Origin of the sequence: Arabiibacter massiliensis (genome assembly GCF_902386925.1) — a bacterium.
In the GTDB taxonomy this organism is placed as follows: Bacteria; Actinomycetota; Coriobacteriia; order Coriobacteriales; family Eggerthellaceae; genus Arabiibacter; species Arabiibacter massiliensis.
This window is the reverse complement of record NZ_LR698996.1, coordinates 1730245-1745853: the sequence shown is the minus strand read 5'-3', so window position 1 is coordinate 1745853 and position 15609 is coordinate 1730245. Positions and strand designations below refer to the sequence as shown.

The following is a 15609-nucleotide window of genomic DNA, read 5'->3' as shown; positions in this document are numbered from 1 at the left end:
AGAAACGCTCCGGGTTAGGCCGATCTTGATGACGCAGGACGGGGGTAATGTCATCCTGCTGCTGCGTCATTCTGCCAAACGCGTTGCTCGCTGCGGCTCAACCGTGCTTCAAGGCACACCTGCGCCGCGGCCCGAGCGCGTTATACTGCGAGTGGAAGCCGGGACGCGAAAGGGGGCGGGCATGCAGGTGGATGCGGCAAGAAGGACGAGGCTGCTGGTAGCGGCCACCGTCGTAGGGTTCGGGCTGCTGCAGGGTGCGCGGCTGCTCGACCTGGGCACGGGACCGTACTCGCCGGAGCCCTACGCCGTCGTCGGCGTGGCGGCGGGCGGCCTCGCGTATCTGGGCGTCGCCGTTCTCTCCTACCTCGGGCGGCTCGACCGCGCGATGCCGCTGTTCGTCGGCGGATGCTGCGCGCTGGCGGCGCGCGTGGTGCTGGCCGCCTACCCCGAGACGCTCGGTATCGTTCCCTTCACGGCGGCGCTTGCGGGCGGCGTGGGGTGGGCGCTCATCATCCTGTGCTGGATGCAGGTGCTCGCCAGCTACCGTCCCAGCTGGGCGGTGCCCATGATCGCGGCCGGCTACGTGGTGGACACGCTGCTCGTGCCGGCGAGCACGGCTCTGTTCCCGGGCGGGCGTGACGTCGTGTTCATCGTGGCCCTCGCGGCATCGCTCGTCATCTTGGGCATATGTATGCGCGCGGGCGAGTCGGTGGCCAAGGTGATGATGCCCCACGACGCTCCTGCGATGTCGATGGCCGAGCTCGCGGCACGCACGAGGCGGGCCGTGGCGGGCGCGATCGTGTTCTCGGCCTCGTGCGGCTTCGTCGTGCAGTTGGATATCGCGAGCGGCGTCAACTACGCCCAGACCGCGGTCACCTCCATCCTCGGCGTGGCCGTGTCATCCGCGTTGTGCCTGGCGATCGTCCTCGCGCGCCCGAAGAAGGCGAGCATTGACGTGGCGTTCCCCGTGTCCGCGCTCGCGCTCATGTCGGTGCTGCTGTTCCGCAGCGCGAACCCCGCCGACACCGCCTGGACGGGGCCGCTTATGGTGGTGCTGCTCATCACGTTCTTCTGCCTTATCTGGATGGCGTTCACCAGCGAGGCCTACGAGCGCAAGCTGCCCTCGCTCTTCCTGCTGGGGCTGGCGGTGGGTGCCTCGCAGCTCTCCATCGCCGCCGGTCGTGCGCTGGCCGCGACGGGGCTGGGTGAGCTCGCCTCCCAGCACTTCGACCTGGCCCTCACTGCCATCGTCTGGCTGCTCGGCGCGTCGATGGCGGTGCTGCTGCTCAGCTATCTCTGGCTGTTCGCGCGAAGCAGGGAGCGCCGTTACGCGGACGCGCCCGACGAGATGAACGAGCCCACCGGCTCCATCGAGTCGCTCAACGCCGCGGCGCTGGAGCTGCTGCGCGACACCTACGACCTGTCAGCGCGAGAATTCCAGGTGGTCGGCGAGTTCTCGTCCGGCCGCAGCGCGCGCTACATCGCCGACTTCCTCGTGCTGTCGGAGCACACGGTGAAAACCCACCTGCGGCGCGCCTACGCCAAGCTCGGCGTCCATTCCCGCCAGGAGCTGCTCAACCTCATCGACCGCATGGAGGCGCAGATCCATCGGCAAAGGTGACCCTGCACGGCGAAGACCGCCGGATCGCTCCGACGGCCTTCGCGAAGAGAGGGAGAGCGGTGCGGCCTCTTACGCGTCCGCGCTTTCGGCGGCGACGTTCTTGCCGGCGATGCGGCCGAACACGATGGAGCTCATCTGCCAGTTGCCCGAGATAGTGGCGGCGCCCAGCGGCCCGCCCGTGCACATGCCCGCGGCGTACAGGCCGGGGATGACGGCGCCTTCGAGGTCCACGACGCGTGCCTCGGCGTTGGTTTCCAGGCCGCCGTGCGTATACATGTCGCGGCACGTCTCGGCGGGGCCGGCGTAGAACGGCGGCTGATCGATAGGCGTCATGTGGTGCGGATCCTTGCCGAACTCCTCGTCGACGCCGGTCTCGCAGAACCCGTTGTAGCGCTGAATAGTGGCGAGCGTCGCGTCCTGCGGTATGCCGAACGTCCGCTCCATCTCAGCCGCCAGCCCTTCCAGGGTGTCGGACTTCGCCATGTAGCCGGCCTCGACGAAGCCGTCCAGCTTCTCGGCCGGGAATTTGGTGGATCCGGTGCGATCGGGGATGTGCCGCCCGTCGATGACGGGGTAGTACACGTTGCCGGGCAGATCGATGACGTCGAGCGCGATCGCGCTGCGCGATTGGCCCTCGTCGGTGAAGCGCGTGCCCTCGGGCGTGAGCAGTATCTGGTTCACCGCGCGCGTGACGCCGGCCGGAGCCACCTTGTTGGACATGACCTCGGGCACCGAGTAGTACGGGTCGAACATGACGTATTCCATGTGGCGCACCGCTGCTCCCGACCTCTGTGCGGCGCGAATGGCCTCGCCGGTGTAGGGGCCGTAGGGCATGCCGAAGGCGGCCAGCGTCTCGGCGCACGTGCTCACCATCTCGGGCACGGCCCGCATGTGGCGGGGGATGAGCACCTCGTCGTCCGACCACGGGCCCGTGCACAGAACGACGCCCTTGCGCGCCTTGATGCGCGTGCTCTTCTTGTCGGCGCAGGTCACGCCCGTCACGCGCCCGCCCTCGTCACGCACGAGCTCGGCCAGGGGCATCTCGGTGAGGATGGCGCCGCCCGCCGCTTCGATGGCGGGCAGGAGCTTCTGCGTGAGTTCGCCGGCCGTCGCCGCGATGTACTTGCCTTGGCCGTGGCGGCCGTCGGACACGCGCAGCGCGTCCTTGAACTCGCAGCCGTGGTCGATCATCCAATCGAGGGCCTCGGCCGATCCGTTGCAGTAGATCTTCGCCAGCGCCTCGTCGGCGGTGCCGCCCGATACGCGCAGGGCGTCCTCCAGCATGATCTCTGCGCTGTCGGACACATCGTCGAAGTTCTGCGGAAGGTGCAGCTTCGAGTCGTAGGCGCAGTACTGCTCGCACACGCTGGTGATGCCGCCGGCGGCCTTCTGCTTCTCGATTATGACCACCTGGGAGCCGGCCTCGAGCGCTTCCATGGCTGCGGCCACGCCTGCGGCGCCTGTGCCCACCACCACGACGTCGGTCTCCTGGTCCCACGAGCCTTCGGCCGTGCTCGCCGAAGCGCCGCTCGCGCAGGCGCCGAGCGCGGTCGCGCCCAGCAGTCCGGCCGCGCCGATGCCGGCGCCTTTCAGGAAGCTCCTCCTCGACAGTCCCTCGTTGCGTGCGATTGATTTCTCCATGACTTCCTCCTCTTCCCGTTCCCCGTGCTTTGCTTTCGAATCCGGCGCGATCTTCCCCGATCGCCGCCGACGGGACACTATGCGCCTGAGCGGCGGGGCGGTATCGCACGAAAGGGCCGCACGCTGTCGCACGAAAGGTATGAACCGTGCTTTTCCCCTGATGAGGGTTTGGGAAGGACAGGCTCTAACGCGCGCGCTCGCAGTTGGACGCTCGAACCCGAAACGGGTGCTTTTTCGAAAAAAACTCGCGCAATGGACGAATCCGGAGTGCGGAAGCCCCCTTTCGCGAGCCTCAGTCCAGCAACCTCGCGAAAAACCCCAGGTGAATATGGCACTTCGCCAACAGCAATTCATCCATTGCGCGCAAAAATTTCCGAAGCCCCTCCGTTTTCCCGCACGGCTTCGGTTTTGGACAGCCTATCGGCCCCGCCGTCCGAGCGCGCGGGCTGGGTCGCCGCATTCCTCGGTGACACCGCCCCCTGAATGTGGGACAATGGCACGTGAACTATTCGAATCCCCGCATGTGAGGTATGAGCGCCCATGTCTGCCCAGTTCAACATCAAGGCGGCCGATCCTGCCGCCGTCGCGCGGCTCGAGCGCGAGCTCGGGTTGCCGCGCTTCATCGCGGCCACCCTCGTGGCGCGTGGCATCGCCGACGCCGCCCAGGCGCGCCGCTTCCTCTCGCCCTCGCTCGACCGCGACTGGCTCGACCCGTACACCATCCCCGGGCTCTCCGAGGTGGCCGATGCGCTCGAGGCCGCCGTGAAGCGCGGCGACCACATCCTCGTGTTCGGCGACTTCGACCTCGACGGCATCTCGGCCACCACCGTGCTCACGCGCGGTCTGCGCCGGCTCGGAGCCCAGGCCACGCCCTTCATCCCGCTGCGCTTCGACGAGGGTTACGCGCTCTCCGACGCGGCGTTTCTGCGCGCGTGCACGTACGGTCCCGACTTCATCGTCACTGTGGACTGCGGCATCGCCTGCAAGGCGGAGGCGGCGGCCATCGTGGAGGCGGGGCTCGGCCTTGCCATCACCGACCACCACGAGCCGGTCGACCTCGTGCCCGAGGGCGTTCCCGTGGCCGACCCCAAGCTCGACTCCTCCTGCGAGAGCTGCATCCTGGCCGGCGTGGGCGTGGCGCTCAAGCTCGTGCAGGTGCTCGGCGGCCGCTTCGGCCAGCCGCACCTGTGGCGCGAGTACACCGACTTCGCCACGCTCGGCACCGTGGCCGACCTCATGCCCATGCGCGGCGAGAACCGCGCGCTCGTCGCGTGCGGCATCGCGCGCATGAACGAGGCCCCGCGCCCCTGCATCGCTGCGCTCCTCGCCACGAGCGGCGCGGCCGACAAGCCCGTCTCCGCCACCAACCTCAGCTTCTCCGTCATCCCGCGCCTCAACGCCGCCGGCCGCATGGGCGACGCGCAGCTCGCGCTCGACCTGCTCATGACCGACGACCTGGCCGAGGCGCAGCGCCTGGCCGCCCAGCTCGAGCACGTGAACGACCAGCGCCGCGCCATCGAGGCTGAGCTCTCCGAGATAGCGAAGGCCCAGGCCGCCGAGATCTACCACGGCCAGCGCGCGCTCGTGGTGTCGGGCGAGAGCTGGCACGAGGGCGTGAAGGGCATCGTGGCCAGCCGCCTGGTGAACACCTACGGCGTGCCCAGCCTGCTGTTCACCATCGACGGCGACGAGGCGCGCGGCAGCGGGCGCAGCGTGGGCCAGGTGAACCTGTTCAAGGCCGTGGAGAACGCGTCTGACCTGCTCACGCGCTTCGGCGGGCACGAGGCGGCCGTGGGCGTCACCCTGCCGGCCGACAAGCTGCCCGAGTTCGAGCGGCGCCTCATCGCCTCCATGGACGCGCTGCCCGAAGGCGCGTTCCACCCCCTCGTGGAGATCGACGCGTGCGTGGGCCTCGACGAGCTCACGCTCGACAACGTCGCGCAGCTCGATCGCCTCGCGCCGTTCGGCCAGGAGCATCCCGTGCCGGTGTACCTCGCGCGCGACGTCATGCTGGCCAACTGCCGCGCGGTGGGCGCCGAGAAGAACCACTTCTCCTGCGCGCTCTCCGACGGGCGCGCTACCGTGGCCGGCATTATGTTCCACTGCTCGGACATCGAGACGCTCATGCGCACCGACAGCGTGGTGAACGCCGCGTTCGAGGTGCAGATCGACGAATGGCGCGGACGGCGCAGCGTGAAGGCCATGCTGCAGTCGCTCGCGCCCGCGCGCACCTGCGGCGCGCTCGAGGCGTGCCTCAACCCGGAGAACCTCACGTTCGTGGCCGACCTCTACGCCACGAGCGATGCGGAGCTCTGCGCCGACGTGCAGCACCGTCCGGAGGACGTGGAGGCCTACGAGGCCGCGCGCGCCGCGAACCGCGAGGAGTGGGAGCGCCGCGCCGCCGACGACCCCGACGCCATCGAGCGCGCGGTGGTGCGCGCCATCATCGGCGAGCGGCCCCTGCACGACGCGCAGCGCGCCATTCTCGACCACCTGCGGGCCGGCCGCTCGGTGATGGGCGTCATGGCCACGGGCCGCGGCAAGTCCCTCACGTTCCAGGTGCACGCCGCCGTGCGCGCCCTCGCGCGCCACGAGGCCAGCCTCTTCGTCTACCCGTTGCGCGCGCTCATCGCCGACCAGGCCTTCCACCTGCGCGGGGCGCTCGACCGCTTCGGCATCGGGGTGGTCACGCTCACGGGCGAGAGCACGCCGGAGGAGCGCCGCCTGGGCTTCGCGGGCCTGGCCGACGGCACCTACGACATCGCGCTCACCACGCCGGAGTTCCTCGCGTGGCACGCCGACGAGTTCGCTTCCACCGGGCGCGTGCGCTTCGTCGTGGTGGACGAGGCGCACCACGTGGGCCTGGCCAAGGCGGGCCAGCGCGTGGCCTACGCCACCATCGGCGCGGCGGTGGCGAAGCTGGGCGAGCCCGCGCCGGCGGTGCTCGCCCTCACGGCCACGGCCGACGACGGCATCGCCGAGGCCATCAAGCGCGAGCTGCCCCTTGACGCGTGCGTGTTCGATCCTGCCGCGCGCGAGAACCTCGAGTTGGACGACCAGCGCAACCTCAAGAACCGCGACGACTACCTGGCCAACCTCGTGGCGTCCGGCGACAAGACCGTCATCTACGTGAACTCCCGCGAGCAGTCCGTGGCCGTCGCGCGCGCCCTGCGCAAGCGCGTGCCCCAGCTCGCGCCGCTCGTCGGCTTCTACAACGCGGGCCTCTCGCGCTCGGAGCGCAAGCGCATCGAGGAGCTGTTCCGCACCGACGCGCTCAAGGTGCTCGTGGCCACCTCCGCGTTCGGCGAGGGCGTGGACATCCCCAACATCCGCCACGTGGTGCTCTACCATCTGCCGTTCAACGAGGTGGAGTTCAACCAGATGAGCGGCCGCGCGGGGCGCGACGGCAAGCCCGCCGGCATCCATCTTCTGTTCGGCCGCAACGACGCGGGCATCAACGAGCGCATCCTGCGCGACATGACGCCCGACCACGACTGCCTCGCGCAGGTGTACCGCAAGCTGCGCGATATGCAGCGCGCGAGCGACGAGCCCTTCTTCCCACTCGGCAACGCCGATCTGGCGGCTGCTGCCAGCACCCCGTCGTTCCCGGTGAGCGCCGCTTCGGCGGCGTGCGGCGTGGCGGTGTTCCGCGAGCTCGGCCTCATCGAGACGCATACGGCCCGCGGGGCCGACGGCATGGCGCGCTCCATCCACGTGAAGGAGGGCCAGAGCAAGGTGGAGCTCACCGACAGCGTGCGCTATCGTGAAGGTTTGGGGGAGCGCGAGATATTCCACGCGTTTCGGGACTGGGCGCTGGGCAGCGATTCTGCTAGCCTTCATATGCGCGTGTCGCGGCCCATCCTGCCGGCCGAGGCGCACCCGACGGAAGGGGAGGAGGAGCAGGCATGAGCAAGAGCGATCGCGAGGAGCTTCTGGGCAGCGCGCCCGAGGCCGTCTCGGGCAGGCAGACCGTCGAGGACAACCTGCTCGGCCGTCCCCACGTGGCCGAGAAGTCGTTCGCGCCCGACGCCAAGAAGACGGCCCAGCGCGCGAAGACCCCCGAGGATCGCTTCGAGGAGCTGCAGCGCCTCACGTCGGCGTACCTGTCGCCGGCCGACGAGGAGCTCCTGTCCAAGGCCTTCCTCTTCGCGAGCGAGGCGCACGCGGGCCAGTGCCGCAAGTCGGGCGAGCCGTTCGTGGCGCACCCGGTTGAGGTGGCCATCATCCTGGCGGACTTGCGCATGGACGTGGAGACGCTCATCGCGGCGCTTCTGCACGACACCGTGGAGGACACGAAGGTCACGGCCGAGCAGGTGGCCGAACAGTTCAATCCCCAGGTGGCGCAGCTGGTGGAGGGCGTGACGAAGATCACGCGCATCGAGGTGGAGAGTCTCACCGACGAGCAGGCCGCCACCATCCGCAAGATGTTCGTGGCCATGAGCAAGGACATCCGCGTCATCGTCATCAAGCTGGCCGACCGCCTGCACAACATGCGCACGCTCGGCGCCCTCAAGGAGGACCGCCGCATCTTCAAGGCGCGCGAGACGCTGGAGATCTACGCTCCCATCGCGCACCGCCTCGGCATCAACAACATCAAGTGGGAGCTCGAGGACCTGTCGTTCTACTACCTCGAGCCCAACAAGTTCAAGCAGGTGTCCCGCATGGTCACGGAAAGCCGCGCCGAGCGCGAGGGCTACCTCGACCAGATCATCTCCATCCTGCACGACGAGATGGACAAGGTGAATATCCAGGCGCAGATCATGGGCCGCCCGAAGCACCTCTACTCCATCTACCAGAAGATGACGAAGAAGGGCAAGGGCTTCTCCGAGATCTACGACCTCATCGCCGTACGCGTCATCGTGAAGTCGGTGAAGGACTGCTACTCGGCCCTCGGCGCGGTGCACACGCTGTGGCACCCCATGCCCGGCCGCTTCAAAGACTACATCGCCATGCCTAAGTTCAACATGTACCAGAGTCTGCACACCACGGTCATCGGGCCGGCGGGCCGTCCGCTCGAGGTGCAGATCCGCACCGAGGACATGCATCGGCAGAGCGAGTACGGCGTGGCTGCGCACTGGCGTTACAAGGAGAAGGGCGGCAAGGGCGGCGACGCCATCGACCAGCAGCTGGCGTGGCTGCGCCAGATGGTGGACTGGCAGGACGAGACGCAGGACTCCCGCGAGTTCCTCAAAGACCTGAAGGTTGACCTCGCGCCCACCGAGGTGTTCGTGTTCACGCCGAAGGGCGAGGTCATGAGCCTGCGGGCCGGGTCCACGCCGGTGGACTTCGCCTACGCCATCCACACCGAGGTAGGCAACCACTGCGTGGGCGCCAAGGTGAACGGCTCCATCGTGCCCCTCACCTACGAGCTGCAGCTGGGCGACCGCGTGGAGGTGCTCACGCAGAAGAGCGCGAGCCCCTCGCGCGACTGGCTGAACCTGGTGAAGACGCCGAGCGCCCGCAGCAAGATCCGCTCGTACTTCAGCAAGGTGAGCCGCGGCGACGACTTGCAGAACGGCCGCGACAAGCTCACGCGCGAGATGCGCAAGCACGGGCTGGGCATCTCGAGCGCGCAGTCCATGCGCGCGGTGAAGTCGGTGGCCGAGCACATGGGCTACAACGACCCCGACGACATGCTCGTGCACATCGGCACCGGCAAGGAGAGCGCGCAGCACGTGGCCAACCGCCTGCTCAAGATCCTCGTGGACAAGGGCAATGAGGAGGCCGAGACGCCCGGTTTCGGCGCGGGCGACATGTCCACCGGCAAGCTGCCCCCCATGCTGACCAGCGTGAAGCGGCCGAAGAAGCACGAGGCGCACAGCTCCAACGGCGTGGTGGTGAAGGGCATCGACGACGTGCTCGTGCGCCTGTCGCGCTGCTGCAACCCCGTGCCGGGCGACGATATTCTGGGCTTCGTCACGCGCGGACGCGGCGTGAGCGTGCACCGGGCCGACTGCCCCAACGCGCAGGACCTCATGACGTCGCCCGAGCGCATCATCGAGGTGGCGTGGGAGAGCGACCTGCCCAAGAACACGTCGTTCAAGGTGGAGGTGTTCATCGATGCGCTCGACCGCATGAACCTGCTGCGCGACGTGGCGGTGATTCTGTCGGAGGTGGGGGCGAACGTGCTGTCGTCGTCCACCACGTCGCACCGCGACGGCATGGTGGAGATGCGTTTTCTGTTCCAGGTGTCCGACATCAACCACATCGACGTGGTGCTGGCCAAGCTGCGCGGCGTGGAAGGCGTGTTCGACGCCCGCCGCATGGTGCCCAGCGTCGGCAAGAAGAAGTGATTCGCAGGCGCCGCGGCGCCGGGAAAGGACGGCTGATATGGCCCAGACTCGCAAGGCTCAAGGCACGTGCGTGCCCGTCGAGTACCTCGTGCTCGGCATGCTGGAGAACAACGTGTACATCATCTCGGACGGCGAGGCCACCATCGTGGTGGATCCTACGTGCAAGGCCGACGAGATCCTCAAGGCGGCGGGCGGCTCGGTGGACGCCATCGTGCTGACGCATCGCCACTCCGACCACGTGGGCGCCGCCAAGGAGCTGCGCGAGAAGACCGGCGCCACGGTCATCGCCTCGGCTATCGACGCGCCCCTGATCACGGGCGAGAAGAAGCTGCCGCGCGACGACACGCGCTTCACGCCCTGCCCGGTGGACCATACGGTGGCCGACGGCGACATCGTCAAGATCGGCTCCATGCCGTGGAAGGTCATCCTCACGCCGGGGCATACCGAGGGCGGCATCTGCCTGTTCATCGACCCGCGCTTCGGCACCGACCCAACGGGTGCGCCCGTGCTCGTGTCGGGCGACACGCTGTTCTGCGGCTCCATCGGCCGCACGGACTTCCAAGGCGGCGACATGAACGCCATGCGCCGCTCGCTCAAGCGCCTGGCCGTGCTGCCCGACGAGACCGTTGTCCTGCCCGGCCACAATGGCCTCACCACCATCGGCGCCGAGCGCAAGCGCGTCTTCGCCTTCTACGCGTAAAGGCGCCTCAGCCGACATTCGCCCCGCCCGCCGCGTCGCCCCGGCCGGGCCGCCCCGTCGCGCGTGGACAAAATCGGCCTTCGGGACTGATTTTTCGTCCGGAACCTCTGGACTGGCTTCCCGCCACCAGGGGTTTCTCTATTTTCAGCAGTAGCATCATGGAAAAAATCAGTCCCGAAGGGCGATTTTGTCCATGATGCTCTCAGTTATATATCGGCAGGCTTTCTTGCGCGGATCCAGCGCGGATCCAGCAGGAATCCAGCAGAAATCCAGCGCAGATCAAGCAGAAATCCAGCGAGAATCAAGCGCGGATCCAGCAGAAATCAAGCGCGCAAAATATTGATATAAAGCCTGTTCAAAAGCACTTTTATATCAGGTGGAAACATGGTAGTCTTCCCTTTGTGAGCATTCTTCTTTCCAACATATCGGCGATGGAATTCTGGCGTTATGCGGCGCATGTGAATCGGTTGCCACCCGCCTCGGCCCGGCGGTTCCTGGATGCTCCGCTTGAAAAGCCGGGCTATCAGGAATTCTCGTTGTTGGGGGATCGCGGCTTCTCATTCCTCTCGAGTCCTGTCCACGTGCTCGTGCACGACAAAGCATCGCGCAGCCATCGTAGGGCAGTGCAGAGCCATGTCGCGCCCTGCGAACTTCTCTGCCGCAATGTCGTCCGGCTAGGCGAAGGGCTCTACGTCGTTACGCCGGCCGCATGCTTCTTCGAGCTGGCGACGACCCTTCCGCTTCCCAATGCGGTCGAGGCGGGCTACGAGCTGTGCGGTCGCTGCGCCAAGAGCGTGGGGGAGTTCGACGAGCTGGCCAAGCGGGAGCCCCTGGTCAGCGTCGCTGTTCTCGAGCGTTTCCTGCAACGTCTGGAAGGCGTCCGAGGGGCGGCGACGGCGTGCCGGGTCCTGCGCTTCGTGCGGGACGGCTCGCGATCCCCGATGGAGACGGTGACAGTGGTATTTCTGTGCCTTCCCGTGAGGATGGGTGGGTACGGGCTTCCGTATCCCGTGATGAACGCCGTCATCCCCGTGCCGGCGAAGGATCGGCCGTTCGTGGGGAAGAGCTACTACGAGTGCGACCTGTACTGGCCCGAGGCCAAGTTCGCCATCGAGTACGATTCAAACCTTCACCACACCGGCGCAACGCGCATTGCGGAGGATGCGAGCAGACGCGTCGATCTTGCCTACTTGGGGATCGAAGTCGCCACGCTCACCCAGCAGCAAGCCTACGATCCACGCGAGATGGATCGGATCGCCCGCCTGCTGGCCAAGCGGCTGGGCGTTCGCCTTCGCGAGGAGAGGCTCGACCCGTCGGGCGCGCAAGGCGAGCTGCGTAGGCTCCTTCTGGGCGCGTATTGATTCTATGATTCACAGGGTCATGGACAAAAACGCCTTTCGGGACTGATTTTTCGCCGGCGGCTTCGTCGGGAAGCGAAGAAACCCCTGATGGCGGAAACTGGCGCAGTGATTCAGGTAAAGAAATCAGTCCCGAGGGCCGATTTTGTCCACACGGGTTGCTAGGGACGGTGCCGAAGGTGCTATGCGGCAGCTTGACGCTTCCTCATGAGCAGCGAAATTGCCAGGCACGCGAGGGCGAAGGCGGCGAAGGCGGCCAGGCCCGGCACGTTCGAGCCGAACGCGGCCGTCGAGGCGCTCAGCACGAGCGGGGGAAAGAAGCCGCCGAGGCCGCCCCACATGGCCACGAGGCCGTTGGCGGGGCCGGCCTGCTTGGTGAAGTAGGTGGGCACGAGCTTGAACACCACGCCGTTGCCGATGCCGCATGCCAGGCTGACCAGGTAGATTCCCGTCAGGTACACCGGCAGTCCCGGCGCCACGGCCAGCACGACGGCACCCGCGGCGATGGCGGCGAACACGCCCGCGAGCAGCCGGTAGCAGTCGAGGCGGTCGGAAAGCCAGCCGCCGAGCACGCGGATGGCCGCAGCCGCCACGATGAACACGCTGGTGGCGATGCCGGCCGACACGCCGTCCAGGCCGTAGTGCGACGTGAGGAAGTTCGGCAGGTACACGGTGAGCGCCACGAACGCCCCGAACGTCACGAAGTAGAACAGCGACAGGAACCACAGGCGCGCGTCGGGCGCGATGGCCCGCAGCTGCTGCACGATGGGCGTCTTCACGCGCGGCTCGTCGCGGTCGCCCAGCACGAAGTTCAGCACGATGAACGCGCCCAGCAGCACCAGGTACAGCTTCACGGCCCCGCGCCAGCCGATGGCCACCGCCGCCACGGGCGCGAGCCAGGTGGTGAGCGCCGTGCCCATGTTGCCGAACCCGTACACGCCGTTCACGAAGCCGTGCCGCTCGCGCGGGAAATACTTCGGCAGCGAGGTCACGCCCACGGAGAACACCGCGCCCGCGATGCCGAGGAACGTGCCGCCCACCAGCAGCTCCTGGCAGGTGGCAGCCTCGCTCAAAAACCACACCGGCGCGAGCAGCACGATGAAGCTGGCGAGGAACACCTTGCGCGCTCCGTACAGGTTCGCCCAATAGCCGATGGGCACGCGCAGCACCGATCCCAGCACCACGGGGATGGCCGTGACGAGCGCCACCTGGTCGGGCGGGATGAGGATGTCCTGCTTTATATAAGGGAGCAGCGACGACAGTATCACCCACACCATGAAGCCCGCGATCAAATCGGCCGTCTGCAGCGGCAGCTGTCGGCGTCCCTCCATGATGCTCCTCCCCGTCGCCTTCGTCGCGCCCGCTGCGTCCCCGCAGGCACCGGCTCCCGTTTCCCCTAGTGATTTGCTTACTTTATCACGAGTCGATAAGCGGCGCACCCCTGGTTCGGCCGAAGGGGAGGCAAAGGGTCAACTTTTACGGAGATTTTACCCATTCCCCTTCATCCCCACGTGAAAAGGAGCGCCGTCCCCCTTCCGAATTGTCAGATTTACGTTAAACTGATGAGTTGCTGAACCTTTTTGCGGTTTTGTCGAAAGGGAGCCTGTGACCATAGAGTGGGCTACGTTCATCGCGGAGCTCGCCTCCAACCCGGTGCTGGTGGCGGTGACCCTGCTCAATATCGGCGTGATCGTCGTCAACGGCGCCACCGACGCGCCCAACGCGATAGCCACCGTGGTATCGACGCGCGCGATGAAGCCGAAATGGGCCATCCTCATGGCGGCGGCCTGCAACTTCGTCGGCCTCCTCGTGGTGTCGCTCGTCACCTCGGCGGTGGCGCACACCATCTTCAACATGGTCGATTTCGGCGGCGACGCCCATCAATCGCTCATCGCCCTCATGGCCGCCATGGTGGCCATCATCGTGTGGGGCACGGCGGCCTGGTGGTTCGGCATCCCCACGAGCCAGAGCCATTCGCTCATCGCGGGCCTCACCGGCGCGGCCATCGCGCTGCAGGGCGGCTTCGGCGCCATCAACGGCGCGGAGTGGATGAAGGTGGTCTACGGCATCGTGCTGTCCACGCTGCTCGGCTTCTTCCTCGGCTGGCTGAACTCGAAGATCCTCGCGCGGTGCTGCCGCAACATGGACCGCCGCCGCTCCACGAAGTTCTTCCGCTGGGCGCAAGTGGCCTCGGGCGCGGGCGTGGCGTTCATGCACGGCGCGCAGGACGGCCAGAAGTTCATGAGCATCTTCGTGCTGGCCATCACGCTGGCCACCGGCGTGGGCCAGGCCGACCAGATCGTGCTTCCCATCTGGCTCATGTTCTTCTGCGCCCTCAACATGGGCCTCGGCACGGCCGTCGGCGGCGAGCGCATCATCAAGAGCGTCGGCCTCGACATGGTGAAGCTCGAGCCCTTCCAGGGATTCGCCGCCAGCTGCGCGACGTTCTTCTGCCTCATGCTGTCCACATTCGCCGGCCTGCCGGTGTCCACCACGCACACGAACACGACGGCCATCATGGGCGTGGGGGCGGCCAAGCGCAAGAGCGCGGTGAAGTGGGGAATCGCCGTCGACATGGTGAAGACGTGGGTGCTGACGTTTCCGGGCTGCGGGCTGCTCGGCTTCGCGTTCGCCCACCTGTTCCTGATGTTCTCGTAGAGGAGTGCCTGTGAGCAAGAAGGTTAAGTTCGATTATTTCGACGCGTTCGAGAAACAGACCGAGGTGGCTGTCGAAGAGGCCGAGCTTTTGATCGAGGCCATCGAGGGCTTCACGGAGGCCGCGCATCTGAGGGAGGTCATGGAGCGCGCGCACGAGCTGGAGCACAAGGGCGACGAGATCAACCACGCCGTGTTCAAGACGGTGGCCACCGATTTCATCACGCCCATCGAGCGCGAGGATATCATCAACATGACGCAGTACCTCGACAACATCATCGATTACATCGAGGACGTCATGCAGCGCTTCTACATGTACGACGTGCACTTCATGCACCACGACGCGCTTGAGTTCGCCCAGCTCATCAAGAAGAGCTGCCAGGCGCTCGACCGCGCGATGGAGGACTTCCGCAACTTCAAGAAGTCCAAGACGTTCAAGCAGCTCATCGTGGACGTGAACACCTACGAGGAGGAGGCCGACCAGCTGTACATGACGGTCATCCGCAAGCTGCACACGCACGACCGCGAGAACCCCATGCGCGTGCTGGTGTGGTCGCAGATCTTCGACCGCATGGAGAAGTGCTGCGACTCCTGCGAGCACGCCGCCGACACCATGAACTCCATCCTGCTGAAGAACGTGTAGGGGCGCGGGCGCATGGGCAAGAAGAAGCGCGAGAAGGCCGACTACTTCGACCTGTTCGAGAAGCAGGCCGAGGCCGCGGTGGCCGAGGCGCAGCTGCTCGTGGAGGTCATCGACGAGTACGAGTCGCGCGAGCGCGTCCGCGAGCTCATGGAGCGCGCGCACAAGCTGGAGAACGAGAGCGACGAGCACAACCACCTGCTGTACAAGCGCATGGCGCACGACTTCATCACGCCCATCGAGCGCGACGACATCATCGAGCTGGCGCAGGGCCTCGACAACCTCATCGACTACATCGAGGACGTCGTGCTGTGCTTCTACATGTACCGCGTGAACGACATGCACGAGCACGCGCGCGAGTTCGCGCGGCTCATCAAGAAGAGCTGCAAGGCCCTGGAGAAGGCCATGGGGGACTTCCGCAACTTCAAGAAGTCCAAGACGTTCAACCAGCTGGTCATCGACGTGAACGCCTACGAGGAGGAGGCGGATCGGCTGTACATGAAGGTGAACCGCAGCCTCTACGACGAGGGCAACGGGGAGGACGCGCTGCATGTGCTTCGCTGGTCGCAGATCTTCGACCGCATGGAGAAGTGCTGCGACGCCTGCGAGCACGCCGCCGACACGATGAGCGGCATCCTGCTGAAGAACGTGTAGGGGGATGGGGGGCGTGACAAAGGGACGGGGATAATGTCACATTCCTC

The 15609-nt window shown here is 66.6% G+C and carries 10 protein-coding genes; 8 read left to right on the top strand and 2 right to left on the bottom strand.

What is annotated here, in order from left to right:
• Positions 1-181: 181 nt before the first annotated feature.
• Positions 182-1621 carry a helix-turn-helix transcriptional regulator gene (locus FX134_RS07480; RefSeq protein ID WP_080799877.1) on the top strand — a complete coding sequence of 480 codons (1440 nt, stop codon included), beginning with the start codon at positions 182-184 and terminating at the stop codon, positions 1619-1621.
• 69 nt (positions 1622-1690) lie between these two features.
• On the opposite strand, the gene FX134_RS07475 is transcribed toward FX134_RS07480, so the two are convergent.
• The gene (locus FX134_RS07475; protein ID WP_172623414.1) at positions 1691-3262 is read right to left on the bottom strand and encodes an FAD-dependent oxidoreductase; all 1572 of its coding nucleotides are present in this window, start codon (positions 3260-3262) and stop codon (positions 1691-1693) included.
• A 540-nt stretch (positions 3263-3802) separates the two neighbouring features.
• Here FX134_RS07475 and recJ point away from each other — a divergent pair.
• The 4 genes from recJ (at position 3803) to FX134_RS07455 (ending at position 11616) form a co-directional block, all read left to right on the top strand.
• Positions 3803-7171 (top strand): single-stranded-DNA-specific exonuclease RecJ, encoded by a 3369-nt coding sequence (gene recJ, locus FX134_RS07470; protein ID WP_080799871.1) that lies wholly within the window; start codon positions 3803-3805, stop codon positions 7169-7171.
• On the top strand, positions 7168-9555 hold the full coding sequence (locus FX134_RS07465; RefSeq protein ID WP_080799868.1) for a RelA/SpoT family protein: 2388 nt from the start codon (positions 7168-7170) through the stop codon (positions 9553-9555). The genes recJ and FX134_RS07465 overlap by 4 nt, the downstream gene beginning before the upstream one ends.
• A gap of 37 nt (positions 9556-9592) precedes the next feature.
• Complete coding sequence (locus tag FX134_RS07460) at positions 9593-10255, top strand: MBL fold metallo-hydrolase (RefSeq protein WP_080799865.1); 663 nt, start codon at positions 9593-9595, stop codon at positions 10253-10255.
• Positions 10256-10656: 401 nt separating this feature from the next.
• Positions 10657-11616 carry a hypothetical protein gene (locus tag FX134_RS07455; protein ID WP_143412161.1) on the top strand — a complete coding sequence of 320 codons (960 nt, stop codon included), beginning with the start codon at positions 10657-10659 and terminating at the stop codon, positions 11614-11616.
• A gap of 179 nt (positions 11617-11795) precedes the next feature.
• Here FX134_RS07455 and FX134_RS07450 read toward each other — a convergent pair whose 3' ends face one another.
• On the bottom strand, positions 11796-12944 hold the full coding sequence (locus FX134_RS07450) for an MFS transporter (protein ID WP_080799855.1): 1149 nt from the start codon (positions 12942-12944) through the stop codon (positions 11796-11798).
• A 274-nt stretch (positions 12945-13218) separates the two neighbouring features.
• On the opposite strand from FX134_RS07450, the gene FX134_RS07445 reads away from it, so the two are divergent.
• The 3 genes from FX134_RS07445 to FX134_RS07435 are packed head-to-tail and all read left to right on the top strand — an operon-like array spanning position 13219 to position 15562.
• Positions 13219-14271, top strand: a complete 1053-nt coding sequence (locus tag FX134_RS07445) for an inorganic phosphate transporter (protein WP_080799852.1) — start codon at positions 13219-13221, stop codon at positions 14269-14271.
• A gap of 10 nt (positions 14272-14281) precedes the next feature.
• Positions 14282-14911, top strand: a complete 630-nt coding sequence (locus FX134_RS07440) for a DUF47 domain-containing protein (protein ID WP_080799847.1) — start codon at positions 14282-14284, stop codon at positions 14909-14911.
• A gap of 12 nt (positions 14912-14923) precedes the next feature.
• The gene (locus FX134_RS07435; protein WP_080799844.1) at positions 14924-15562 is read left to right on the top strand and encodes a DUF47 domain-containing protein; all 639 of its coding nucleotides are present in this window, start codon (positions 14924-14926) and stop codon (positions 15560-15562) included.
• The last annotated feature ends 47 nt before the right edge of the window (positions 15563-15609 follow it).